Raw genomic sequence first — 24,612 nt, 5'->3', positions numbered from 1 at the left:
GTCCGAGGGGTGCTCGGTGGTCGCCGTTGATCCGGTCGCGTCCCGCCGTGCGGTTGCGCGGGATCTGGGCGCCGTCGCAGCACTCGACCCAGCGGACGTTGACGATGTGGCGGCAGCGGTCCGGGACCTCACCTCTGGTGGGCCGCATAGCGCCCTCGACACCACGGGCCGGCCTGCCGTGATCTCCCAGGCGATCGCGGCCCTGCGGAACCGCGGCGCGCTGGCGCTGGTCGGCATCGGCAAGCCGGCCGAGTTGGACATCATGACGGTGATGACGAAGGGGATCCAGCTGCGAGGAGTGATCGAGGGGGACGCGGTCCCCCAGGAGTTCATCCCTCGCCTCATCACGCTGCACGAGCAGGGCAGGCTCCCTCTGGAGAAGTTGATCACCCCGTACCCGTTCAGCCGGATTGAGGAGGCCGCACAGGCGGCAGCAGGCGGTGAGGTCATCAAGCCCGTCCTCACCTTCGCCTGACCGCTCGCGGTGTTGCGTGGGCGGGCCGCCGTGGTCGGTCCGCCCCGCGCTGTTTGCAGGGCGCCTCCCCCGCGAGCCCTCGAATGTGGCCGCCACCGGGTGGCGGCCGCTAGGACCGGGTCGCTCTTCTGCACTTGTCGCCGGAGGGCTTGCCCCGCCCGATCGGTGTGCTGCGGTCGTAGGGGTCGACCTCCGTGGCGGCCTCGTCCGTCTGGCGGTCGGTGCCGAAGGGAGGGGTGAAGTAGCCGGTCGGGGCGCCGCAGCCGCCGTTGGTCATGTCGTATGTGTACGAGACGATCGAGAACGTACCCGGCTCGGTGATCACCTTGTCCGGGTCGTCCCAGCTCAGGACCAGCTCGCGCCGGACGATCGTGCGCACGATCTCGTCGTCGCCGCCGGCGTCCGCGCGGGTGACCGGGTAGACGAAGGTGACGTCGGCGGTCACCTGGAGTGCGCCGCGTTTGCCCTCCCGGTAGGTGAGCCGGCCGCGGGTCTTCACGACGTCGCCGACCAGGTGGGTGCGGGAGGGATGGAAGCGGCTGAAGAGCAGGAGGGGGTCGTTGTTGTCGCTCGGGGTTCGGAAAGCGGTTTTGAGGAGGTCTTGGACGTCCCTTTGGTGCGGGTTGATCAGTGCGATCGCCTTCTTGGGGCGTTCGCCCCGCAGCACCGCGCGGTCCAGGCCGGACGCGACGAGGAAGTCCCGGGTGCGGGCGAGGGCCCGCTCGACCTCGGCGGCGCTCATCCAGCCGACCGCCCCGGCCTTGGGCACGGTGATCCCCGCTGCTCCGTTCGCCCAGCTCGCCGCCGGCGAACCACCAAACGGCTCGTCCCTGGTGGGGCGTTGGGGCGCCTGCGCCGGGGGTGCCTGGGTCGGGCGGGCGGTCTCGGCCGGCGGGGAGTCAGGGTCGTCGCCGGCGAACAGGTCCACTATTCGCCCCGGCGCGAGCGCCACCACGAGCAGCACCAGCGAGGCCAGCAGTCCGACCACGTACCAGCCGGTGCGCCGCCTGGGCCGGGCGGGCGTGTAGCTGCGCCAGCCCTCCGGGTCGCGGCCGGGCTCCGTGCGCAGCCGCTTTGTCACCTCGCGGGCCCGAGCCGACGGTTCCTTGGGCGCGTCGGCGACACCGGCCACCGACTCGCGCAGGAACCGCTCCCACTCCTCGTCGGATCTGGACGTACCGTCCGGCTCCGTGCCCGTGCCCATCCCTGTCCCCCTGGCAATCAGTAGATTGCGGCCCACTCCCCTGGACGCGTCCGCATAATGACACAGAGTGCTGACAGCGAGGCCGGCTGGGCGGACGGTGTGGGTACGCCGCCCACGCCCCCCCTTTGTCAACTGGCCGGCTGAAGCACTCGGTCAGCATGGCGACGGTGCCCAGCCGGGCCTGTCGCGCTACAGCTCGATGTCGATGTGCTCCACGTCGGTGAACTCCACGCCCAGGCCGTGTGCGCGGGTGTTGTCGGCGCGGAAGTACATCTGCGCGAGGCCCTCGGCGGCGATGCGTTGGAGCTGCTGCTCGGTGGCGCCCTGCTCGTGGGCGGTGAACAGGCGGTCGGCCCACTGGGGCGGCAGGGCCTGGGTGATGTCGCGGATGCGGGCGTCGTCGGTCGTGCCCGGCGCGGCGGTGAATCCGAACCGGGCGCGGCTGGAGAGGACCAGGCCGTCGGTGGTTGCCGCCTTCTTCCTGGCCTTCGCCCGGATCTGCGGCTGCCAGCGGCGGGTGACCTCGCGCTCTATGCGTGCACGCAGGTCCTTGCGGGGCCGCTTGAGTTTGCCGACGACGTACCGTTCCACGGTGCGCTGGGTGATCCCGAGTGCTTCCGCGGCCGGTTTGGTGCCCTTGAGCTGCTTGACCAGGTACTTCATCTGCGCTTGGGCGCTCTTGGGGATGGGGCGGGTGAACGCTCCCTCCAGTGCGCGGTCCAGGCTGTCGCCGACCGGGTCCACCGTGGTCTACTCGCCTTCTCCGGCCGTCGGGTCGGTCTTGATCAGGTTGGCGACGTTGAAGACGCCGCCCTGGGTGTCGAATTGCTCCTCGGCCCACAGCACGGTCTGCGTGCCCTGGTGTTTGACCATCCCCGGGGAGACGCCGAGCCGGAACGTGCCCGGCGCGGGCTTGCCCTCGCTCGTGTGCGGGAGGAAGTCGAGTGGGGACGGGCCGGGTGACGGATAGACCAGTGCGTCGGTGCCGATCGCGACCGGGTAGACGTCGGCCGCGGCGGCGGTCTTCATCATCTTGCGGTGCATGCTGACCCGGACCGTCGCCAGTACGGCGGCGCGGATGTCGGGGCGCCAGGTCTCCCGGGAGAGTGCCGGCCACGGCTCGTAGTACGGCACCTGGCCCCGGTTGCGCTGGCGCAGCTTGCCGATGCCGCCCTTGGCGGTGGCCTTGATCGCCTTGAGCACCAGGGCCATCGTCGGGTCTACCTGCTGGGAGCGGGCCATCGCCTGAAGGAACTCCTGGCCGCCCATGTCGGTGGTGACGCCGAGGTCGGCCATCGTGGCGACGTAGGCGTCGCGCAGGCGCTTGTACCAGGGGTCGAGGTAGCGGCCGGTCTGTGTGCGCACGTGTGCCTCGGTCGGTGCCACGTCGAAGCCCAGTTCCTGGGCGTAGGCCACGGTCGGGGTGGTGTACCAGGCCGGGCCCTGGGGTCGGTTGCCCTTGGGGGTGAACGGTGAGGGCAGCCGGGTCCCGTCGATGGTGCGCCCGTTGATCGATACGTGGGAGAGGTCGACGTGGGAGAGGTCGACCAGCCACGAGCCGGGCAGTGACGGGTCGAATGTCGGGTTGCCGGTGAGGTGGGTCGGCCCGTTGAGGCCGACGGTGAGGCCGTTGGCGGCTGCCGCGAACGCCATGTTGACGTCGATGGCGACCAGGTAGCGCTGCATGCACTCCTCGTCGGTGAGCTGCCGGCACCAGTCGTAGGGTTCCTCCATCAGCGTCTGGGCCGGGGTGCGCAGGTGGTGCCGGGCGTGGACGCCTTTGAGGATCGGGTGCTCGTCGGGGACCTCGCACTCCACCACGTCGTACAGCCTGGTCAGGGCGTCGTCGTTGAACGCCCTGTGGAACTCGCCGGTGGCCGGGTCCTTCTCCGCGCGGGTCGGTGGGCGCAGCGCTGTCATCAGCTCCAGGCCGGTGACCGCGGTGGTGCCGCGCGGGGTCATCACGCGGTCCGCGTAGGTGCCGAGGAACCGGGCCAGGTCCGCTCCGTGCAGGGTCGGCAGTTGTGGGTCGTTCTTGTTGTCCCACTCGTCGACGGGCAGCGCGCCCCAGGCCGGGATGCACAGTTGTACGCAGCGGCGCTGGGAGCCTTCGGGTTCGCGGAAGAGGCGCGTCCATGCCCCGAACCCGCGCTGGGTGAGTTGCAGGCCGGCCCGCTGGATCTGCCCCAGGACCTTGTGACTGTCGGTGAGTCGTCCGGTGCGGCGCTCTTCTTGCGACAGTTCGGTCGGCAGGCCGTAGCGTTCCAGGGCGGCGGGGCTGAGGAGCAGGACGGGGTCGGCGTCGCGGCCGTTGCGGTGCAGGCGGGCCTGGCCGAGCTTGGCGTCGGTCAGCGTCCAGTCGACCAGCGCGGGCAGGGACTTGGCGGGTACGTCCAGGACCAGGCCGCCGACGCAGTACGCCGACATCTGTCCGTTTTCAAAGTCGACGACTGCCAGCGGGCCGTTCTCGAACCGCGCGTCGGTGCCGCCCGCCGGGCCGGTCGGCTTCGTTGCCGTCTTGCGCGCGGGCGGTCGCCGCGGTGTCGGCGACGGCCGGCCGGCACGGGCCGGAGGCGGTGGGGCCGCGGGGGCGGGGCTCGGGTCGGCGTTTGCTTCGGCGGTCGCGGCCGCTGCCTCGGGTGCTGGGGGGGACGGAGTGCGTGCCTCGGCCCGGACGGGCGTGCCGGTGAGCGGCTGCGGCGGCTGCGCGGCATCGGTGCCGGTTCCGGTTCCGGTTCCGGTGTCGGTGTCGGTGGGCTTGGGGTACTTCTCCGCCCAGCCGTCCAGCAGGCGTTGGTAGGCCTGGCGGCGCGGCGGCCGCGGTTCGGAGCGGCCGGCCTCCCAGTTCTTCACCGTCTGCGTCGATGTCCGCAGCGCCTCTGCGAGTCGGGCCTGGGAGACACGGGCCGCTTCGCGCAGCCGCGTCCGCTCTGCCGGGGGCGGCATCTCCGGCTCACCCTCCAGTAGGGCGTCCACTGCCGCGAACAGCTCGTCTTGGGTCGGCACGCTTCACCTCCGTCCCCGACACTATCGCGAACTTACCCGTGGATTTGCCCATGAGTTTGCGGTTGGGTTGATGATCGCGTTGCGGTGAGCCGGAGGCGGGAGGCCGGAGGCGGTGAGCAGGAGGCGGGAGGCCGGCAGGTGCTGATCGGTGGCTTCTCGTCCGAGGACGCAAGCAAGTTCGCGCTGCTCGGTACCTGTGCTGGCAAGGCTCCGGCTGGCTTTGTTCACGAGAGTGAGCAGCGAATGTTCGCCACTTCGGGAGGCACCCAGGGAAGGTGCTGTTCGCATTCCGGGGTGGTGACTGGTCCTAGTCCGGTACTGGACGTAGACGTTGCCGGTCAGCGGCCGGGTGTACAGGTCGCCCTCAAGCCTTTTGGGTGTGCCCAGATGACCTTCCTCAGTGTCGTCCACCTGCGACTCGCCCGTCTCGTGGCACACACGCAACGCCCCCGGCGCGGACAGCGCCGGGGGCGGTCTTGTGTGACGAAGACGAGGGCAGCCTGCCAGCCGAGGCGGACAGTCCCCTCGGGAGTTCGCCCTTCGGGGGCTCTCCACCCATGCGCTTACCCCCCATGGGGGTAAGCGGGGGCGTGCAAGTGGGGCATTTGTCGATGGGGGGCGTGCAAGTCGTGCATTTGTCGGGAGTAGGGACTTCCGCGCTGGCAGACCCGGCAGATATCACCGTCGGAACTGCGAGGAGAACGGCGATTACGCTTCCCGTGAGGGACTTCCTGATGGCGAAGTTCATGCTGGATCGTTTTCCAAAATGGTCATGGCCTGTATTGGCGGCGGCAAGGATTCGATCGCTGTCTCACAGCTGTGGGGGCTTGTCACCGGTTTTTCCGCCTTGTCCACCCGCGGGCGGCGGCGGGGGAGGTGCGGCGGGGGGCTTGTCGCCTGAGCCGCCCTTGCCGCCCTTGCCGCCCTTATCGCCTGTGCCACTCGTGTTCCTGTCGCATTTGACCGTCATCTCGCAGGTATGCCCGGCCGGGGCTTGGCACGTGCCCTTGCACGACGCGGCGCTGGCGGACTCGGCTGCCACGGCCATAGGAAGCGCGAGGGTAGCGGCGATTGCACCGGCAGTAAGGGCCTTTCTGAATGTGTTCATGGAGATCAGTCCATATCTGTTGCTTCCGAAAGTTTCCTCACCTGTTCGGTGAGCACATCTCGAGTGAGCCATGCATAATTCTTCTTGTCGTGACGCGGAAACTCGGGGCTTGATTTTCCCGGAAATGCCTGATATTGGGATGCCCTTGTGTTGCCTATTTGCTGCCCGCCCTGCCCTCCCGGATGCCCGGGCCCACCGTCGGCTGACAGGCACACGCCAGGCCCCGATGTTCGATTTCCTTGAGGACGGCAGTGCCTCCCAAAGTCGTGCACAAGTGCTGCTCAAACTCATGAACAGAGCCACTCCGGCCGAGGGGCATGTTCCCCGGCCGGAGCCTCACGCACGCAGGGCCGACTTCGCGGTGCTCAGTTGGCGATGCCGACGGGGTGGACCTGGATCTTGTCGTCGTACGGGCCGGCCAGCTTCAGCGCCTTCGCGGGCCACTTCAGGGACACGCTGTGGGTCTCGTTCGGCGGCGTCACGATGATGGCGGTCGGGGACGCGAGGCTGTCGCCACTGAAGTCGACCTTGTACGAGATGCTGAAGGTGGCGGTGTCGCCGGGCTTCAGGTCGGTGATGCGGGGCTGCTCACTTCCGCGGTGGACAGGGGCGGAGGTGCCGTCGGCGTCCTTCAGGTCGACGCCCGCGAAGCCCGTCGCCGAGCAGGTCTTCGCACCCTTGTTGGTCATCTGAACGGTGACGTCACCCACCTTCTGGTCGGGCGAGCTGTCCACCGCCTTCATGACCAGGTCGTTCGTGCGGCAGAACGTGCCCTTCCCCGCACCGGCACGCAACGAGGCGCCCTTGCCAGAGCCCGACTTGGCGGTGCCCGGCTGGGCCTCGGTGCCTTGCGCTCCGGCAGAGGAACCCGAGCCACCGGACCCGGCGGAGCCCGCACCGCCGGCCTCGGCGGCCACACCCGGCTCCGACTGGTCCGCGGGCTTGGAGGCGGCGGCGTCCGAGCCGGAGCAGGCGGTCAAAGACAACGCCGCGGCTGCGGTCCAGGCCGCGGCGGCCACGCGCAGGGCGCGACGACGAGCGGTGCGGGTGCGGGTGCGGGTGCGGGTGCGGGCAGTGGTGCTGGAGCTCATTTCGGATTCCCCCGGGGATGGCGGTGTCGGTCTGTCTCGGTACGACACCCACCTTGATCGGGGCCACTGTCGCCAGGCTGCCGCTCCGCTAACGCCCGGCTAAGGCGGCCCCGGCGTCCGTCTCCACACCGACGCTCGAACCCAGCACGCAGTGCTACATGTGTCCGTCCGGCATGCTCAAGGTCGTCAGCGGCACAGGTCTTGATAGGCCAGCCCCGGTACGTACCGTAGCCACTGCGTGCGGTCCAGGCCGCCGGCGGCCACCTGGCAGGCCAGGCGCTTGGGGTCGTGGGCGGCGGCGGGCAGCCGGCCCAGGTCCCACAGGCGCAGCATGCCGTCGCCGCCGGCTGTCAGCAGCGTACGGCCGTCGGGGGTGAACGCCACGTCGTCGACGCTCTCGTCGGCAGGCGGCAACTCGGCCGCGACATGGGGCCGTCGCAGATCGCCGATGTCCCACAGCACCGCCGTCCCCCGGTCGTCGGCCTCGGCCAGCAGGTCGCCGTCGGGGTGGAAGGCCACCCGTCCTCCGCGGTCGGGCGCATCGGGGAGCTCGACGGCGGGCTCGGACAGGGACGTGCCGTTGACCTGGTAGACGCTGTCGCCGACGGCCAGAAGCTTGCGTTTCGCGTTGAACGCCGTGTCCTGCTGGAGCACCGCCCCCGGGTCCCACGTGAGGTGACGGGGCCGGTTCGGGTCGCTCATGTCGAACAGGCCGCTGCCCGCGCCCGGAAGCGCGAGCAGCCTGCCGTCCGCGCTGAACGAGGCCACGCCCGCGTTGGTGAAGCTCTTGAGGGTGTACGAGCGCATCTGCGCGGGCCGTCCACCCTTGAGGTTCCACAGTGTCGCCCAGCCGGCGATACCGCCGGTGAGCCGGGGTTGGTTTCCGGAGGTGACGAGGAGGGGGGCACGGGGGCTGAAGGCGAGCGAGGCCACGGGGCCCCGGGTGCGCAGGGTGGCGGTCTTGCGGGGGTGGCGCCGGTTCGATGCGTCCCAGAGGATGACCCGGCTTGCGTCGTCGCCGCCGGCCAGGTAGCGGCCGTCCGCCGAGAACGCCACGTCCGTGGGGTTCCCGGAGAAGCCGCGTACGACGGAGAGTCGGCGGGGGGTGTCGTGGTCGGTGATGTCCCACAGCATCAGGGCCTGCATGCCCGCGGTCGCCGCCGTCCGCCCGTCCGGGGAGATCGCCACGGCCGCCACGGCCACCGGGTCCGCGGCCACCTGGGCGCGTTGCCAGGGACCGGGCCCGGCGTCCGTGCGCCAGCTGGCGACCGCATCGTTGGTGTCGACTTCTCGGATGTGCCGGCCGTCAGGTGTGAAGGCGACGTCCTCACCCCGGCTCAGCTCGGCGTCGAGCAGCTTTCCCGGAGAATGCGGTTTGTCGGGGCGTGCCAGGTCCCAGCGCACCGCGCTGCCCTGCTCGTCGAGCGTGATCGCTGCCTTGCCGTCGGGGCGGAAGGCGGCGGCGGTCACGGCGCCGCGGTGGCCGCGGAGTTGGCTGAGCAGTTGCGGTGCGTGCAAGGGGCGGATGCGCCAGACGTAGGCGGTCCTGGCGTGGCTGCTGATCAGGGTGCGGCTGTCGGGGCTGAAGGCGAGGGCTCCTGCCCAGGGGGCGTCGCGCCCCAGGCGGCGCGGACGGGTCGGGTCGGAGGTGTCCCACGCGGTCATCCCGCTGCCGTGCTCAATGGTGATCTTCCCCGTGTCCGCCTCGTCGAGAGTGATCTTGCCGGTGGCGCTCACGACGGTCTTGCCGTCGGGGCTCATCTGGACCCTCGTGGCGTCGTAGAGACCGGTCACCGAGGCGAGACGGCGTGGCCGGTCCGGGGCTGCCACGTCCCACAGGTCCAGCCGGCCGCTGCTGCCCTTGCCCTCGCGCACGGTGGCCAGCGTCCGGTCGCCGTCGCCGAATCCGCCGCCGTCCAGGCCCGTCGCACCGGGCAGGGCCGGTAACGGCCGCGGCTTGCCGGGCGTGGTGATGTCCCACCGGGCGTGGCCTTGGGTGGCCGCCACGAAGAGGGTGCGTCCGTCTCGGCTGAAGGCGAGGTCCTCGACGTTGCCTCGCGGCGGTGTGAGGCGGTGCAGCAGTCGGCGCCGGCCGGGCTGTGAGACGTCCCAGAGCTTGAGCGTGCCCTCGCCCGCGGTGGCCAGGACGCCGGCGTCGTGCGAGAGCTGCCTGACGAACTGGCCGACGTCGTCCGGTCCGAGCGATACGCCCGCGTACGGCGTGCGCTGCAGTGCGTTGACCAGGGCGGTGCGGGTTTCGGTGCTGGGGCGCACGCGGTACGCGGTCAGGCCGAGGCGGACGGCGGTGCGCGGGTCGCCCGCCAGGCGGTTCTCCGATTCGGCGAGCAGCGCGCGCACCGTGGCCACCCGCCGTTGCCCGTCGGCCTCTTTGCGCTGACGCTCGGCCTCGTCGCCCCGGACCTGTGCCATGACCCCGAAGACGAGGGAGGCGACGAGGAAGAAGGCCAGGCTCCAGGTCAGCGCGCGCCGCACGCCGACCGTTCGGGCGTGCTGGCGTGCCTCCTCGCTGTCGAGTACGTCCTTGCTCACGCCGTGCAGGGCCGCCGCCAGGGTGCCGACGTCCTGGCGGAACCGGGCGTGGTCCAGGGACAGTTCGGTCTCGCTGCCGGCCCAGGTCAGGTCGACCCACAGGGGTTCGGCCGCGAACCATCCGAACATCTGGGGTGGTAGGGCGGTGGTGCGTGTCCGGTCGAAGTCCCGCGCGGTGTGGTCCCAGTGGATCGTGCCGCTGGTGAGCACGATGAGCAAGGTGGCGGGCTCGCGGTGCTGCTTCCAGTGGGCGATCTCCTGGCCCACCCACGGGGAGCGGGCGGCCTGCGGCGAGGCGAGCAGGACGAGATGGCGGCTCGCGCTCAGCTTGGCCTCGATGGTGGCCCACAGGTCCGGGCCGGCTTCCAGGGAGGCCTGGTCGCGGAAGATCCGCAGGGCGCGCGGCCGGTTCCAGGGTTTGGCCAGGCGGCTCAGTGCTCTGTGCACGGCCGGGGCCACCTTGGTGTCGGCCCCGTGGCTGTAGGAGAGGAAGGCGTCGTAGGCGTATCGGGTCGCGGTGTGGGTCGACGGCATTGGGCTACCTCACATGGGGGAAGCGCGCCACAGGGTGTGCTCACGCCAGAGCGCGTCGTGCGCGTTGCGCCACGAAGGACGCCGCCACCGGCGCGGCGGCGACGTCCGGGCCGTTGGCCTGCCGGCTGAACATGCTCGGCACGGCCGCGGCGATCGGCGCGCCCAGCCGGCGCGTGGTCGCCGGCGGGCAACGCCGCTGGCCTTTCGGGGGGTTGCGGTCGGCCGGCCTGAAGAGCGCCAGTGCCGGAAAGTTCTCATTGCAGGCATTGCCCCCCTGTTCGATGGTCCCATCCGCTCTAGTACCGAAGCCAAATGATCGCAGACGGTGATCCGGGTGTCCGGCGAAGTCTCCTGGGGCCAGGGTGACTTCGGCCATGCCGGGCAGGGGCGGGCACATCTGCTGTGGTGGAACGCCTGGTCGTACAGCAGTGCTCGAAGCAGAGGCTGCTCTGCTCGCCCCTGCTCGCCCCTGCGCGCCCCCGTCAGCGTTCCCGCATTCTGGTCCACCACCAGCCGAACATCGCCGACTCGACGGAGTGGGGCTCCGGCAAGGTACGGCGCTCGAATTCCTCGTCGAGGCGCGTGATCAGTCGACCCAAGTCCCGTTTGGCTCCGGCAGGAAGGTGCAGCATCGCCTGCTCCAGGTCGTCACGGGCATCTTCCACCTCTATCCCGGGCGAAGAGGCCTCGGAGGCGTTCAGGTAGCGTCCAGGCTGCTGGAAGACCCACTCGAAACGAGCGAGTGCAACAGCGACCGCGTTGGGCCACATCTCCTGGTCTTCGACCCGGCGGATCGCTGCACGAGTCCGCGCGGAGACGCCGGGGACCTTGAGGACCGGATACTGCCATCGGGGCCGCCACCGCTCTGCGCGGACGGCCTTGGGGCGCCTACGCGGCATCGCCCTTTCGGATCAACATGGGGCTATCCTGCCACGGCTTCGCACCCGCAGGGCCGCCTGTCCACACGGCCGCCGCAGCAAGGTTGCGACTGCTCGGTTCTGCGGCGGATCTTGAGAGCATCTCGGGCCGAGCGGAGGCGTCGCGGCGCCCGCGGCGGCGATGGCGATGGCGCGAAGTGTGTATGGCAGCGCGATGTCCCGTTCCCGACCCGTGCGGGCCGGTGCGTGCCACAGTGGAAGGCGACGAGGGGGATTGAGGCCATGGGGGCGGCGCGCAGACTGTTGACCTTCGCCGATGCGCTGGTGCTCCTCGGCGCCGAACCGCAGGGGCTGGCGCGGCTGGACCGGGCGCTGGGCGGGGCGCTGAACCTGGCCACCGGCGGGGTCAGCGGCACGGTGATCGGCATGGCGGACGCCAACGGCCGGCTCATCGGTCTCGGCCGTGATGCGGCACGCAGCGTCGGCGCGCGGCTCGGTCGGGTCCAGGACCGGGCGGAGCGCACACAACTGCTGCGCGCGGCGCACACCGTGATCGTGGTGGTGGCGTTCTTCGAGGCGATGACGGAGTTGGAGCTGCCGTTCGGCCTGGATGAGGTGGAGCTGACACGCAGCGAACAACTCGCCCTGGCCCGGACCGATGCGGCGTCCTGTTCCTCAGCGCCTCACGCCACCGACGTGGTGGCCCTGCTCCTCGATGCCGACCTGCCCTGCCCGGCGCCGCACACCACGTCAGATGCCATCGGGGCGGCCCTGCTGGTCCGCTACGGCGAATACGCCGACAGGCTTGTGCGCTTCCTTGAGGGCTTGGCCCTCTGGGAGGGGCTTCCTCGACATCGGCGTGAGCAGGCCGGCGACAGCCTCACCCGGGTCCTGCCGAGGAAGGCGCAAGAGCGCTACCACAGCCTGTACGTGCAACTTGCCGCGCAGGCACCGGAGTTCGCGTTGTGGACTACGCAACTGGCGCAGCAGGCCACCCATGCGGAGGTCGGCCGAGCCCTCGCAGGGGTGGAGGCCCTCCTCGCCCGAACAGCCGAGGCCCTGCACCCACCGGTCGACGTGGCAGCAGCTCTCGCGCGCGCCCACCGCGCGGCGCTTGGCCGCACCGTGCTGGACGCCGAGTCCGCGCCGGACGGCATCCGTATCCCCACCACCCAGGAGCTCTATCTCGACCCGGACTTCCGCGTGAGCGACGTGCCCGGATCCAGCGAGCCGACCGACGAGCAGTGGTGGCAGCGCCTGCCGGTCCGCCGGGATCTGACACGGTATCTGGCCGGTGCGCTCACCTCCCCCTCTATGGCCCACGCGCCGCTGCTGGTGCTGGGGCAGCCCGGCGCGGGGAAGTCCGTACTCACTCGTGTGCTGGCCGCGCGGCTTCCTGCCGTCGGTTTCCTGCCCGTGCGCGTGCCGCTGCGGGACGTCCGCGCCGAGGACGACCTCCAGGACCAGATCGAGCAGGCGATCAGAGCCGCCACCGGCGAGAGGGTGAGCTGGCCGGACCTGGTGCGTTCAAGCGGCGGCAGCACCCCCGTGCTGCTCCTCGACGGCTTCGACGAGTTGCTGCAGACCACCGGCGTTCACCAGAGCAACTTCCTCGAACGCGTTGCCCAGTTCCAGGAGCGTGAGGCGGATCAGGGCCGTCCTGTCCTGGCGCTTGTCACCAGCCGAACCGCCGTGGCGGATCGGGCCCGTTTTCCCGACGGTCTGGTGGTGCTGCGTCTGGAACCCTTCCGGCCCGAGCACATCAGACAGTGGCTGACTGTGTGGAACGCGGCCAACGCGGCCGGGTTCGCCGCCGCCGACCGCTCCCCCCTGGCCTGGGAGCACCTCGAACGGCATGCGGAACTCGCCGCCCAGCCCCTGTTGCTGACCATGCTCGCGCTGTACGACGCGACCCAGGGAACGCTCCGAGGCGCCGGTGATCACCTTGACGTGACGGAGCTGTACGAACAGTTGCTCTCCTCGTTCGCCCGACGCGAGGTGGAGAAGTCGACCCAGGGCGCGATACCCGAGGAGGAGACGGCCCAGCTCGTCGAGCGGGAGCTGCAGCGCCTGTCGCTGGTGGCCTTCGCTCAGCTCAACCGCGGTCGCCAGTGGGTGTCGGCCGCAGAGCTGGAAGAGGACCTCACGGCGGTGCTCGGGCGAGCGCCGGTGCAGGCCAGCGGGTTCCGTACCCCTTTGAACCCGGCCGAGGTGGTGCTGGGCCGGTTCTTCTTCGTCCAGCGCGCCCAGTCCAGGCGGGACGGGCAGGTGCTGGCCAGCTACGAGTTCCTGCATGCGACGTTCGGCGAGTACCTCGCGGTGCGACTGGCCCTGCACCTGCTCACCGACCTGTTGTCTGCCCGCCCCGCGCTCGCACTCGGCGCCGGCCACATCCACGACGACCTCGCCTACGCGCTGCTGTCCCATACCTCGCTGGCCTCCCGCCAGATGCTGCGCTACGCACGCTCCTTGACCGATGCGATGCCTGAGGAGGAGCGCCGCCGCCTCGTCCGGCTCCTCGTCCAGGTCCTGGGCCAGCACCAGATGCGCACGGCGGATCAGCTTCCGGGCTATCGACCGGCAATGCTGCGTACCACCTCGCGCCACGGTCTCTACGCCTCGAACCTCGTTCTGGTGATCGTTCTGCTGGCGCGGCGCTGCCCTGCGTCGACGCTCTTCCCTGCATCGGACGATCCCGTCGGCGCCTGGCACAGGCACTGTCTGCTGTGGCGTTCGGCGATGGACGAAAGCCAGTGGACGGACTTCGCGGTGTCCTTGGATGTCCATCACTACTGGGACGATGGGGGGCGGGACCTGAGCGTCTCCTTGCGACCGCACGCTGCCAGGACCCCCGAGCCGCTCGACATGAACTGGCTGTTCCGCTATCCGCAGGCGCATGGCGGGGCGGGCTGGTCACGCTCCTACTGGGAGGATCTGTGGCTCAAGATGGCTCTATCCGGCGGCACGAACGACTCGGTGCTGCGGCACAGTCTCGATCCGGTGTTCCGCTGGCTCGGCCAGGCAGTGACGGTCTTCACTCCGGTTGAGGGCGCGCCTGCCTCATCGCTCGCCCACGACCTCCTCGAATTGCTGCTCGCCGACCGTGAGGCGGTGACCGACGAGCAACTCGGCGATCTTCACATGCGAGCCCTCCGCGGCGTTCGGTTGATGCTTCCGACAGCCTCCAAGTACCTGATACGAACCATGGACGCGCTGCTGACCGCATTCTCCCGGGACAGGGAGCGACTGCCTGAAGCGATGTCCGATGCTCTCGGGGAGTTCCTGCAGAGCGACCTGGTCCCCCTGCTGCTCGGTGAGCACGAGAGGGTGACGACGCCTGCGTCGTCCGTCCGTCGCGCCCTGTTCCAGGTCCTGTGGCTGCACGAACATGTGCTGTCCGGGCTGCTTTCGCCGGATCTTTGGGAGCGTCTGCACGCCTACCGAGTAAGGCACATCGTGCCGCGCACCCGCTGACTTCGACCCGGCCGGTCAGGCGGCCCGGGCTTGAGTCGAGCGGTGCACCGATGGCGGGGAAGGCGCGTGCTCCCGGAGTGCGAAGAGTGGGCCGCCGGTGGCCCGTCCCTAGGGCGAGCGCCGAAGCGGCCCGTACCGCTCAGCCCTCCCAGTCCTCGTCCTCGCCGCCGCGCATGATGCGCCACCCCTTGAGGTCTTCCCACGCCGCCTGCGCCAACTGGGCGTACTGCACCGGGCACTCCCACAGTTCGCGGGCCGAGAGCTCGGCGGGCACGGGGGTGTCGGGGTGGTCGTCGGGCGCGTACAGATGGACCACCGCGCGGTATCGGGAGCGCACGTCGGAATCGGCGGTGGACCAGGGGTGGCGCGGATGCTCGCAGGAGACGTCCAGGTCGATGGTGGCGAGCGCGGCGGCCAGGTCGCGCGCGTAGGAGGGCGGCAGACCCTCGTACGTCTGGGCGATGCCCATCCACAGGCACAGGAACAGGCCGATCCGTTCCTCGTCGCGCACCTGCCCGGTCAGCCAGCGGCGGGCGGACCATAGGGCGACCGGGCCGGTGTTGTCCTCCCAGCTGCGCCTGATCGCCTCCTGCATGGCGACGAGGTCGAGGCGGCCGTCGTCGCCGACGAACTGCGCGTCCAGGTGGGAGACGTCGATGCCGCCGAAGAGCTCCTGGTGTGCCTGGTGCAAGCGGCTCAGGGCCTCGTCGGCGAGGTCGGCGAGGAACCCCTCGCAGTCGAACACCGCCGGCTCCTCCTCGTCGAGGCCGTAGTCCTCGACGAATGCGGCCCGTCCGGCCTCGGTCAGCATGCTCACCCCGGCCTCGACCTGGTACTCCGAGTCCAGCTGCGTGGGGTGGGCGCCGGCCGGGCAGGTGCACGAGGCCCGGTCCAGCTGCGCGCGGAGCCCGTCCAGGGCCTGTATGTACGACGCGAACAGGGACTTGCTGAAGATGCGCGTGGAGACGTACCAGCAGGTGGCATGCAGCAGGATCGTGTATCCGGTCCGTTCCCGGCGGCCTTCGACGGTGGCGTCGCGGCCGAGGGTCTCGGCCGCGTCGTCGGCGAGGACGGCGAGGGTCGATTCGGGGTCTGTATGGGGGTAGTCGCTGACGATCCCGGACAGGTCGGAGATCAGTTCGCGGTGGTCGGCAGGCAGGGTGGGCGTCACTTCAGTCACATCCGTAACCGACGATTGCGCAGGTCGGACGGTTCCCCGGCCCGTGCGACGCGAGGGGTGTCGGGTGGCACGGGCCGCGGGCGGTGGTGGTGTGTCAGCCGGCCAGGTGCGCGCCGAAGCCGGGGGTGCCGGTGGTGGCGACGCCGGTGCCGGTAGGGGTGATGCCGGGCGTGCCGTAGGTGCCGATCCTGCCGTCTCCGCGGAGGTAGACCACCGCGCCGTCCGCTGAGTTCTCGCCGGCGACGCCGACGATCAGGTCGCTCTGGCCGTCGTTGTGGGTGTCGGCGAGGTGGACGGCGTTGCCGAAGTGGTCGCCGGTCTCGTCGCTGCCGGGGACGTTCGGGGTGCTCTGGGCGAAGAACTGGGCGTGTGTGCCGTCGTTGGGGCCCAGGCCGTCGAGTCCGGTCTCGCTGCCGTAGACGTAGGTGACCGCGCCGGTGCCGGTGGCGCTGCCCAGGCTCTCGCCCGGGGCGCCGATGGCCAGGTTCTGGTGGCTGCTGCCGTTCCAGCGGGTGACCGCGAGGGAGGCGCCGAAGCGGTCGCCGGGCTCGCTGGAGTCGGGGATGCCGGGAGAGTCCTGGGTGATGCTGTAGGACATGGTGGCGGCCGGGCCGTCGGCGTCGCCGTTGAAGACGCGGACGATGCCGCCGGACTCGTCCGGGGCGCCGAGTGCGAGGTCTGCGTACTTGTTGGCGTCGAAGTCGCCGATCGCGGCGGCGGTGCTGGTGGGCAGCTTGGTGTGACTGGCGGGGTTGAGGCCCGAGTCGGAGCCGAGGACGTAGTACGTGCTGGGGCCGGTGACGACCAGGTCCGCGATCAGGTCGTGGCCGCCGAAGTTGCCCGAGGTGAGGGAGGCGGGGGCGGTCGTGACCGTGCTCGGCGGGACGAAGCGGTAGCTGCCGCCGGTGGTGCCCGACGTGGTGAAGCCTCCGCGGTAGACGTCGATGGTGGGACGGTCGGAGGCGATGGCCAGGTCGGGCTTTTGGTCGCCGTCGGTCAGTGCGGTCAGGAGCCGACCGAACTTGTCGTGTGCGGACGGCGCCGGGTCGGCGACCGTCACGCCGCTGGTCAGGCCGGTGTCCGAGCCCCACAGGATGGCGACGGTGCCGCCGTCGGTGTCGGTGCCGACGTCCTCGCCGGGGGCGCCGACGGCCAGGTCGGCGTAGCCGTCGCCGTTGAAGTCCTCGGCGACGACGGCCTCACCGAATCCGTCGCCGGCCTCGGCGGTGCCGGGGACGCCGGTGCTGTCCTGGCTGATGACGGTGCGCCTGGCGTTGGCCGGGTCGCTCACGCCGCCGTAGACGATGACGACCTGCCCCGCGCCGGAGCGGCCGTTGACGTGGGCGCCGGGAGCGGCGACGGCGATATCGCGGTAGCCGTCGTTGTTGAAGTCGCCGGGAACGCCCGAGCCGGCCGCGGCGGCGGTGTCCGCCGTGGCGACGAGCAGACCACCGGTCAGTGCCGCCGCGGTGGCAGTGGCCAGGCCGACGACGAGGTGCTTGCGCAAGCTGAGTCTCCTGTTACGGGGGGGGGAATCACCCGTGTCTGTCCGGAGCTGTCCTTCGGCACTGCACGGGAGGGCGCACAGGAGACCGCTGATGTGACTCAAGGGTTGCGTGAGGAACGGGAGAAACGCTGTGGGGACCGTGGTGGGTGTCCAGGTGGGGGCGTCGAAGGCCGACGAAATAGGCTGATGGTGGATTTACGTGCCGTTTCGGGAGGAAGGAGCCGCTGCGGGCTTGTTGCTCTGCCGGCCACGCGCGGGCCGGCCGACGAGCAGGGCCGATCGCAGAGCAGGGCCGATCGCAAAGTAGGCGCCGGCCGACCAGCCTCGATCGGTGCCTGCGTACATCGCTCTGCAGGAGATCTCATGGAGTACTTCTTCGACCTCGGGGCTCACACCCGGCCCGTATCGACACGTTCGTCACACGCGCAGCGCTGGTTCGACCGTGGTCTTGCGTGGAGCTTCGCGTTCCACCACGAGGAGGCGGTCCGCTGCTTCGAGGCGGCGGCGGCCGCGGATCCCGGATGCGCCATGGCGTACTGGGGTGTCGCGTACGCCCTGGGACCCAACTACAACAAGCCCTGGGAGTTCTTCGACGACGCCGATCTGCGGCAGACGGTGCAACGGGCGCACACCGCCGTCGAACGGGCCGGCGCGCTGTGCGACGGGGCCACGCCGACCGAGCGCGCGCTCATCGCGGCGCTGGGCGAGCGCTACCCCGCCTCGCAGGCCGCGCAGGACTGCTCCATCTGGAACGAGCCCTACGCCCAGGCCATGCGTGCCGCATACGACCTCGCGCCCGACGATCTGGACGTCGCCGCCCTCTACGCGGATGCGTTGATGAACCTCACCCCGTGGCGGCTGTGGGATCTGCGCACGGGCGAGCCCGCCGTCGGCGCGCGCACGCTGGAGGCGAAGGCCGTCCTCGATCGCGCGTTGCTGACCGGGGCCGGCGCCGGTCACCCGGGCGTACTGCACATGTACATCCACCTGATGGAGATGTCGCCGACGCCGGAGAAGGCCCTGGTGGTCGCCGACCGCCTGCGGGGGCTGGTCCCGGACGCGGGCCACCTGCACCACATGCCCTCGCATCTCGATGTGCTGTGCGGCGACTACCGGAAGGTCGTCTCGGGCAACAGCGACGCGATCAGGGCTGACGAGAAGTACCTGCGGCGAGCCGGCGCGATGAACTTCTACACGCTGTACCGCTCGCACAACTACCACTTCAAGATCTACGGTGCGATGTTCCTGGGCCAGTGCGAGGTGGCGCTGGAGACGGCCGCGCAGCTTGAGGCGTCCATCCCCGAGGAGCTGCTGCGTGTGGAGAGCCCGCCCATGGCCGACTGGCTGGAGGGCTTCTTGGCCATGCGGGTGCATGTGCTGATCCGCTTCGGCCGGTGGGGGGACATCCTCGCGCTGCCGATGCCTGGTGATGCGGAGCTGTACTGCGTCACCACGGCGATGCTGCACTACGCGCGCGCCGTGGCGTACTCCGCGACGCGGGCGACGGCACGGGCCGAGGCCGAACGGGGGCTGTTCCGCGATGCGGTCGAACGGGTTCCCCCGACGCGGATGCTGTTCAACAACACCTGCCGGGACATCCTGGCGATCGCCTCGGCCATGCTCGACGGCGAACTCGCCTACCGTCAGGGCGAGTACGACGTGGCGTTCGCCTGCCTTGAGCGTTCCGTCGAGCTCGACGACAGCCTGCCCTACGACGAACCGTGGGGCTGGATGCAGCCGACCCGCCACGCCTACGGGGCGCTGCTGCTCGAGCGGGGCCGGGTCGAAGAGGCCGAGGCCGTCTACCGGGCCGATCTCGGGCTTGACGACACCCTGCCCAGGTCCTTGCAGCATCCGGGGAACGTCTGGGCCCTGCACGGCTTCCACGAATGCCTCGTGCGGCTCGGCAGGACGGGCGAGGCCCGCATCGTCGCCCAGCAACTCACCCTGGCCACCGCACTGGCGGATGTCCCCGTCGAGGCGTCGTGCTTCTGCCGCCTCGAAGCCACGGGCACGAAGAGCGGCTCCGGCCCCGGCTCCGACTGCGGCTCCGGCCCCGGCTCCGGCCCCGGCTCCGGCCCCGGCTCCGGCTCCGGCTCCGGCTGCGGCTGAATCGGTGACGGCAGCCGGCGCTCGGCTCCTGCGGGCGGCGGGGTGGGTGGGTGGTTCGTCCGGTGGGCGGTCGGCGGTCTCAACGGTCTCAGAAGTCTCAGAGGCCTCAGAGGTCTCAGAGGTTCAGCACCAGACGCGGGGTCAGCGCGCGCGACACGCAGGCGTACATGCGGCCTGCGGGGGCGCCGATGTCGTCGCGGTGCTCGGGCTCGCCCTCCAGGACGGTGAGTTCGCAGCTTCCGCAGACGCCCTCGCGGCAGCCGGACGGCAGGGGGTGCCCGGCGTGGGCCAGGGCGTCGAGCAGGGTTTCGTCGGCCGGCACCTGGACTGTGCGTCCGGACTTGGCGCACAGCACTTCGAACGGGGTGCTCGGCGCGAAGGACCGGGCCGCCGGGTGGAACCGCTCCGTGTGCAGCCGGTCGGGCGGGAACGCGGCCTCCGCGGCGGTGAGCATCGGCGCGGGGCCGCAGCAGTAGACCAGGGCGGCGGGGTCCAGCCCGGCCGCGAGGGCGCCGAAGTCCGGCCTGCCCTGTTCGCGTGTGGCGACGGTGCGGACGCGCCGGCCGTGGACGGCGCGCAGTTCGTCGGCGAACGGCATGGTCGCGGCCGACCGTCCCACGTACACGAGCGAGGCCGGGACCTGCGACGCGGCCGCCGCGCGCAGCATCGGCAGGACGGCGGTGATGCCGATGCCGCCCGCGAGGAAGAGGTACTCGGGTGCGGGGACGAGCGGGAAGTGGTTGCGGGGCAGCGACACGTTGAGGGGGTGTCCTGGGCGCAGGAACCGGTGGATGTATTCGGACCCGCCCCGGCTGAGGCGCTCGTGTCGTACGGCGATGCGATAGGACGTGCGGTCGGCCGGGTCCCCGCACAGTGAGTACTGCCGGGTCAGCCAGTTCGGCAGTGTGAGGTCGATGTGTGCTCCGGGTTCCCAGGGCGCCAGTGGTCCTGTGGTGCCGCGCAGGACGAGGCCGACGGCGTTGTCGGCGACCGGGTCGATGCGGTCGACGATGGTCTGTTGCATGGTCAGTAGAGCTTTCGGTAGGTGTCTTCGAGTCCGCGGTCGATGAGGCCGGGGTCGATGTCGAGGCCGAACTGGGCCGTGGCCATCTCGCCGGGCGTGGGGATCTCGTCGGCGAGGGCCTGGCTGGTGGGGTCCCACAGTCGGGAGCGGATGAGGGCGCGTCCGCAGTGGAAGTACGCCTGGGTCACCTGCACGACGAGCGCCAGTTCCGGCGTGCTGGCCTCGGTCCGCATCCTGGCGAGTACGTCGGGCTCGTCGGTGGGGTAGGCGCGTCCGTTGACCCGCAGCGTCTCGCGCAGGCCGGGGATGAGGAAGAGCAGGCCGATGCCGTCGTTCTCGGCGAGGTTGCGGAAGGAGTCGGCGATCTTGTTGCCGGGTCGGTCGGGGATCGCGAGGGTGTGGGTGTCCAGGACTTTCACGAACCCGGGGTAGTCGCCCCGGGGCGAGCAGTCGGCGCGGCCCGCGGCGTCGGCGGTGGCCATCGTCAGGAAGGGCGAGTGCGCGATGAAGCGGTGGAAGTGCTCGTCGATACGGTCGAGGATCTTCGCCTTGGTCGTCGCCTCCGGTTCTCCGAGCCGGACGAGGACCTCGGTGGGTGAGACCCGCCGGGGGCGCGTAGGGGGCTGCGGCTGCGTCACGGGTACTCCTTCTCGGCGGGCGAAAGACCGCGTCAAAGAGCGCCATGCGCCGCTGCGTCGCAGGTCATGGCAGTATTGTGAGCAATTACTCAGGTTCTGCGCTACTCGCATTCGCACGCGCTGTCCAGGAGGTGTCATGGCGTCGCAGCGTCACGGACTTCAGCCACGTAAGCAGCCCCGTCAGGGCCGGGCCGAGGTCACCCGGCAGCGGATCCTCGCCGCCGCTGCTCATGTTTTCGCCGAGTACGGCCATGCCGCCGGGACCACCAACCGGATCGCCGAGCGGGCGCGGGTCTCCATCGGCTCGCTGTACCAGTACTACCCGAACAAGGACGCGATCCTCGTCGAGTTGCTGATCGGGCACCTCGACGCCGGGATGGGCGCTCTCACGCGCGGCGATGACGGTCAGGCTCCCGATTCCCTCGAAGAGGTCGTGCGCCGTTATGTACGCCTGACGATCGACAACCATCGGGACGATCCGCAGCTGCTGCGCGTCATGCTCGAACAGGCGCCGCGCTCCCCCGAGTTGCTGGAGAAGACCTCCCAGTACCAGCAGGCGCGGACGGTCTACGCCCGTGAGCTGATCGAGAACCACCCGGAGGTCGGGGTCGCGGACATGGAGGTCGCTGCCCGGCTCCTGGTCTCCACGGTCGAGCTGGTCGTTCACCAGCTCATCGCCGCGCCCGACCCGCTCGACCCCGCCCGGCTGGAGAGCGAACTGGTCGCCATGCTCACCGGCTACCTCTCGGGTGGGCCGGGCGCAGGACGGTCGAGGAGCGAGGACGTCCGAGACATCTGAGACATCCAATATGTCCGAGACATCCTAGAGATCCGAGACATCTGAGGCGTCTGAGAAGCCAGGCGATGGGCGAGGGGAGGTCGGCGTTGCCGCGGTCCTGGCTGCGTTTCCGGGTGGCCCCCGGGTAGTCGAGGGGTACCGGCAGGTGCGGGCCTGCCCCGGAGGGAGGGTTCAGATGGCGGTCGCCAAGAACAGCGTCCTGGTGCTGGATGCTGCCGAGCCTGAGGAGTTGGCCGAGTTCTACGCCCGTTTCCTCGGGGGTACGTCACGTGTCGGCGGCCACCCGGACTACATCGAGATCGTCGAGACCGGGGGTGTGCGCATCGTCGTCCGGCGGGATCTGGGTGCCGCGCCGCCGAGCTGGCCCCGGCCGGAGTCCTCACAGCAGGCGCATCTGCACTTCCTGGTCCCCAAGGACACCATGGACCAGGCGGAGCGTGAGGCGATCGACCTCGGTGCACGTCCCCTGGAGACCCGGGACAACGGTGGGCCCTTCGACCTTCGGCGTTATGCGGATCCCGCGGGACACCCCTTCGTCCTGGCCGCCCGTGAGGGGCACGGGACGAGGTGACGACGGTGGTGACGACGGTGGTGTCGGCGGGCGCTGTGCACGCCGGCTCTGGCGGCCGTTTTGCGCGGGATATTCGGGGCGCTTCGCATGGCCGTGGCGTCACACTTTTGGGGAATTGACGCTCTGTAAGTGCGACGGATACAAGTGAAGAAGTTGGCGCGGCGGCATCGGAAGGTGCTCATGCCTGTCCGCTCCCCGGCACCGTACTTTCTGGGGGATGTTCGCTATGCCGGACGCCAGGTAGGTCTGTTGTGGCCGCGCGCAGGACGAGGGTTGCCGCTGCGATTGCGCTGGCGTGTGCCAGCGCCAGTTCGGGGGTTGCCACCGAACTCGTACCCGATCAGCTGCCCGACTGGCTGGTGAAGAACTCCGCGCTTTCGTGGGCCGCCTTCAGCATCACGGCGCTGTTGTGTCTGGGGGTCGCGGCATGGCAGGCATGGATGGAGCCGCAGGAGGATTTAGCGCCCGATGCTCCGGTTCAGCAGCAGCACCGCAGGCTGATGCTCCAGCGTCAGCGGGACTTTTGGGTCGACGGGGTCCTGCATCAGTCGCTGGAGGTGGTGACGAGGCTGGAGTTGGGGTTGGAGACCCGGTCGGACGCGGTGGAGCGCCCGTGGAACGTCGTGGTGTACGACGATCCGGACCGGCCGCGTGCGCTTCCGGCGGGGACGTGCGCCATCGATGTTTTCGACCGGTCCGGAGGCTCCCTGCTGGTCCTTGGTATGCCGGGGTCGGGCAAGACGACGTTATTGCTGGAGATTGCCGCGGAGCTGCTTGAGCGGGCGCAGTGCGACGGCGAAGCGCCGATGCCCGTCGTGTTCAATCTCTCCTCGTGGGGGAAGGCGGAGAGTCCGCTCGAGCAGTGGCTTGAGGACGAGTTGCATCGCCGGTACACCGTTCCGCGGCCGCTGGCTCGGCAGTGGCTCCACGACGAGATGATCCTGCCCCTTTTGGACGGTCTCGACGAGGTCAGGGTCGACCGCCGCGAGGGCTGTGTCAGGGCGATCAACGCATTCCTCGGTGCGAACGGCCCGCTGCAGATCGTCGTGTGCTCGCGGGTGGCGGACTACGAGGACATCGGCTCGCGGCTGCGTTTGAACCGGGCGGTTTTCATTCGGGACCTGACGCAAGGTCAGGTGTTGGCGCATCTGGCCGGCGCCGGAGCCCAGCTCGCAGGGTTGCACACGGCGATCGCGCATGACGACCAGTTGCTGTCGCTGCTTGCCTCTCCGCTGCTGCTGAATGTGGCCTCCTTGGTCTATCGGGGATTGTCCGCACAGGAATTGGAGGCCGAAGGCCGGGTCGCGGACCGGCGTTCGCACCTGATCGACAGCTATATCCGGCACACGCTGCGCCGCAGGCCGTCCCGCCGTGCCTACGACGACGAACGCGTCGTGCGCTGGCTGGGTGAACTCGCGCATCAGATGAGCCGGGACGACCAGACGGTGTTCCACGTGGAGTGGATGCAGCCCGGATGGGTCTCGAACCCGCTGCTGAGGGTCGTCACGGCGTGCTTGTCCCCTCTTGTGCTCGGGGTGGCGATGGCTCTGGCGAGCGGGTACGCGATCGACCACGCCAACACCCTGGGGGCCAGGCTCTTCGGCCTGGGCAACGACGTCCATGTGGCGGGGGTGTCGACGGGCTGGCTCACAGGTGCCGCGATCGGGGCGCTGGTCTGCGTCTTTGCGTTCGACCGCGCCATCCGTCCGGCCGAGATCATCTCTTGGTCGTTGCACTCCCTGCGGCACAACGCCGGCCGGCAACTGCGCTCGGCCCTGCCGTGGGGTGTGGCGCTGTCCGCCATCGTCGGGACCATCATGCACGTGTGGGGCCTTGCCACCACCGTGGTCTTCGCGGCCTTCTTCATGGCCCTGCCGATCACCTTCTACGTGGTGGTCGGCGGGGTGTCGCCGCAGCTTCGAGAGGCCCGCATCAGTCCGAACGAGGGGATGCGCCGCTCTTTGGTGAACGCCGTCGCCGTCGGTCTGCCGGGCGGGACGGCCATCGGCATCCTGGCAGGAGTGGCGTTCGGGGCGCGGATGACGTTGCTGTTCGGTGTGATCGACGGGCTGACGTGCGGGACTTCCGTGTTCGTCCTGACGGCGTTGCACACCGGAGGGCGTGCCTGGCTGCACCACTACACCCTGCGGGTGATGCTGGCGCTGCAGGGCCGCATCCCGCTGAGGTGGGTGCGGTTCCTGCAGGACGCCAGCGACCGTATCCTGCTGCGCCGGGTCGGCGGCGGCTACATGTTCGTGCACGGCCTGTTCCTCGACCACTTCGCGGCCCTGCATGCCCGTGGCATGGACGGTTCGGCGCCTGCCGGGCCGTCGGCCCGGTGAGGGCGTCTGTCGAGGAAGACGGCGCCCACCCACTCCCCCGGCGGCCCGAGCCGGTGGCGAAACCACGCCACCGGCTCGGGCCGACGAGGGAAGCGAGCCGTACTTTGCCTCGTCGGCCT

General features: G+C 70.1%; 17 protein-coding genes. 6 read left to right on the top strand and 11 right to left on the bottom strand.

Annotation, left to right across the window (positions count from 1 at the left end):
- The first annotated feature begins 16 nt into the window (after positions 1 to 16).
- Entirely contained in the window at positions 17 to 475 is a 459-nt protein-coding gene (locus tag ACFWZH_RS30370; protein WP_384438319.1) for a zinc-binding dehydrogenase, read from the top strand.
- A gap of 109 nt (positions 476 to 584) precedes the next feature.
- Here ACFWZH_RS30370 and ACFWZH_RS30365 read toward each other — a convergent pair whose 3' ends face one another.
- The 7 genes from ACFWZH_RS30365 to ACFWZH_RS30335 form a co-directional block, all read right to left on the bottom strand.
- Complete coding sequence (locus ACFWZH_RS30365; protein WP_384438313.1) at positions 585 to 1,679, bottom strand: hypothetical protein; 1,095 nt, start codon at positions 1,677 to 1,679, stop codon at positions 585 to 587.
- A 189-nt stretch (positions 1,680 to 1,868) separates the two neighbouring features.
- Entirely contained in the window at positions 1,869 to 2,423 is a 555-nt protein-coding gene (gene tpg / locus ACFWZH_RS30360; protein WP_384438310.1) for a telomere-protecting terminal protein Tpg, read from the bottom strand.
- 6 nt (positions 2,424 to 2,429) lie between these two features.
- Entirely contained in the window at positions 2,430 to 4,685 is a 2,256-nt protein-coding gene (gene tap, locus ACFWZH_RS30355; RefSeq protein WP_384438307.1) for a telomere-associated protein Tap, read from the bottom strand.
- A 1,473-nt stretch (positions 4,686 to 6,158) separates the two neighbouring features.
- Positions 6,159 to 6,884: a DUF4232 domain-containing protein gene (locus ACFWZH_RS30350; RefSeq protein ID WP_384438305.1), complete on the bottom strand. Its 726-nt coding sequence runs from the start codon at positions 6,882 to 6,884 to the stop codon at positions 6,159 to 6,161.
- Positions 6,885 to 7,070: 186 nt separating this feature from the next.
- The gene (locus ACFWZH_RS30345) at positions 7,071 to 9,968 is read right to left on the bottom strand and encodes a TIR domain-containing protein (RefSeq protein WP_384438302.1); all 2,898 of its coding nucleotides are present in this window, start codon (positions 9,966 to 9,968) and stop codon (positions 7,071 to 7,073) included.
- A 40-nt stretch (positions 9,969 to 10,008) separates the two neighbouring features.
- Positions 10,009 to 10,344, bottom strand: coding sequence for a hypothetical protein (locus tag ACFWZH_RS30340; protein ID WP_384438299.1), 336 nt, complete (start codon positions 10,342 to 10,344; stop codon positions 10,009 to 10,011).
- Between the two features lie 106 nt (positions 10,345 to 10,450).
- A complete protein-coding gene (locus ACFWZH_RS30335) occupies positions 10,451 to 10,738 on the bottom strand; it encodes a hypothetical protein (protein WP_384438296.1) in 288 nt (95 codons plus the stop codon).
- Positions 10,739 to 11,128: 390 nt separating this feature from the next.
- Here ACFWZH_RS30335 and ACFWZH_RS30330 point away from each other — a divergent pair, with 390 nt between their 5' ends.
- Positions 11,129 to 14,320 carry an NACHT domain-containing protein gene (locus ACFWZH_RS30330; protein ID WP_384438294.1) on the top strand — a complete coding sequence of 1,064 codons (3,192 nt, stop codon included), beginning with the start codon at positions 11,129 to 11,131 and terminating at the stop codon, positions 14,318 to 14,320.
- A 139-nt stretch (positions 14,321 to 14,459) separates the two neighbouring features.
- Here the strand turns inward: ACFWZH_RS30330 and ACFWZH_RS30325 are convergent, their stop codons facing one another.
- Positions 14,460 to 15,491, bottom strand: coding sequence for a hypothetical protein (locus ACFWZH_RS30325; RefSeq protein WP_384438291.1), 1,032 nt, complete (start codon positions 15,489 to 15,491; stop codon positions 14,460 to 14,462).
- A gap of 103 nt (positions 15,492 to 15,594) precedes the next feature.
- On the bottom strand, positions 15,595 to 17,007 hold the full coding sequence (locus ACFWZH_RS30320; RefSeq protein ID WP_384438288.1) for a VCBS repeat-containing protein: 1,413 nt from the start codon (positions 17,005 to 17,007) through the stop codon (positions 15,595 to 15,597).
- A 363-nt stretch (positions 17,008 to 17,370) separates the two neighbouring features.
- Here ACFWZH_RS30320 and ACFWZH_RS30315 point away from each other — a divergent pair, with 363 nt between their 5' ends.
- Positions 17,371 to 19,119, top strand: a complete 1,749-nt coding sequence (locus tag ACFWZH_RS30315; RefSeq protein WP_384438285.1) for a hypothetical protein — start codon at positions 17,371 to 17,373, stop codon at positions 19,117 to 19,119.
- 115 nt (positions 19,120 to 19,234) lie between these two features.
- On the opposite strand, the gene ACFWZH_RS30310 is transcribed toward ACFWZH_RS30315, so the two are convergent.
- Together ACFWZH_RS30310 and ACFWZH_RS30305 are read right to left on the bottom strand one after the other, a co-directional pair.
- The gene (locus tag ACFWZH_RS30310; RefSeq protein ID WP_384438282.1) at positions 19,235 to 20,143 is read right to left on the bottom strand and encodes a PDR/VanB family oxidoreductase; all 909 of its coding nucleotides are present in this window, start codon (positions 20,141 to 20,143) and stop codon (positions 19,235 to 19,237) included.
- Between the two features lie 2 nt (positions 20,144 to 20,145).
- Entirely contained in the window at positions 20,146 to 20,781 is a 636-nt protein-coding gene (locus ACFWZH_RS30305; RefSeq protein ID WP_384438279.1) for an MSMEG_1061 family FMN-dependent PPOX-type flavoprotein, read from the bottom strand.
- 136 nt (positions 20,782 to 20,917) lie between these two features.
- On the opposite strand from ACFWZH_RS30305, the gene ACFWZH_RS30300 reads away from it, so the two are divergent.
- From ACFWZH_RS30300 to ACFWZH_RS30290, 3 genes are all read left to right on the top strand, one after another.
- Positions 20,918 to 21,580, top strand: coding sequence for a TetR/AcrR family transcriptional regulator (locus tag ACFWZH_RS30300; protein WP_384438276.1), 663 nt, complete (start codon positions 20,918 to 20,920; stop codon positions 21,578 to 21,580).
- 175 nt (positions 21,581 to 21,755) lie between these two features.
- Positions 21,756 to 22,151 carry a VOC family protein gene (locus ACFWZH_RS30295; RefSeq protein WP_384438273.1) on the top strand — a complete coding sequence of 132 codons (396 nt, stop codon included), beginning with the start codon at positions 21,756 to 21,758 and terminating at the stop codon, positions 22,149 to 22,151.
- A 251-nt stretch (positions 22,152 to 22,402) separates the two neighbouring features.
- On the top strand, positions 22,403 to 24,493 hold the full coding sequence (locus ACFWZH_RS30290; RefSeq protein WP_384438270.1) for an NACHT domain-containing protein: 2,091 nt from the start codon (positions 22,403 to 22,405) through the stop codon (positions 24,491 to 24,493).
- The last annotated feature ends 119 nt before the right edge of the window (positions 24,494 to 24,612 follow it).

This window comes from Streptomyces sp. NPDC059008, assembly GCF_042749045.1.
Taxonomy (GTDB): domain Bacteria; phylum Actinomycetota; class Actinomycetes; order Streptomycetales; family Streptomycetaceae; genus Streptomyces.
The sequence above is the reverse complement of the archived record's forward strand: the minus strand, read 5'-3'. Positions and strand labels throughout refer to the sequence as shown.

Bases quoted from the DNA above. Each gene is read 5' to 3' on its own strand.
- ACFWZH_RS30365 (WP_384438313.1), bottom strand. From the start codon at position 1,679: ATGGGCACGGGCACGGAGCCGGACGGTACGTCCAGATCCGACGAGGAG.
- ACFWZH_RS30350 (WP_384438305.1), bottom strand. From the start codon at position 6,884: ATGAGCTCCAGCACCACTGCCCGCACCCGCACCCGCACCCGCACCCGC.
- ACFWZH_RS30345 (WP_384438302.1), bottom strand. From the start codon at position 9,968: ATGCCGTCGACCCACACCGCGACCCGATACGCCTACGACGCCTTCCTC.
- ACFWZH_RS30340 (WP_384438299.1), bottom strand. From the start codon at position 10,344: ATGGCCGAAGTCACCCTGGCCCCAGGAGACTTCGCCGGACACCCGGAT.
- ACFWZH_RS30335 (WP_384438296.1), bottom strand. From the start codon at position 10,738: ATGTGGCCCAACGCGGTCGCTGTTGCACTCGCTCGTTTCGAGTGGGTC.
- ACFWZH_RS30330 (WP_384438294.1), top strand. From the start codon at position 11,129: ATGGGGGCGGCGCGCAGACTGTTGACCTTCGCCGATGCGCTGGTGCTC.
- ACFWZH_RS30315 (WP_384438285.1), top strand. From the start codon at position 17,371: ATGGAGTACTTCTTCGACCTCGGGGCTCACACCCGGCCCGTATCGACA.
- ACFWZH_RS30310 (WP_384438282.1), bottom strand. From the start codon at position 20,143: ATGCAACAGACCATCGTCGACCGCATCGACCCGGTCGCCGACAACGCC.
- ACFWZH_RS30300 (WP_384438276.1), top strand. From the start codon at position 20,918: ATGGCGTCGCAGCGTCACGGACTTCAGCCACGTAAGCAGCCCCGTCAG.
- ACFWZH_RS30295 (WP_384438273.1), top strand. From the start codon at position 21,756: ATGGCGGTCGCCAAGAACAGCGTCCTGGTGCTGGATGCTGCCGAGCCT.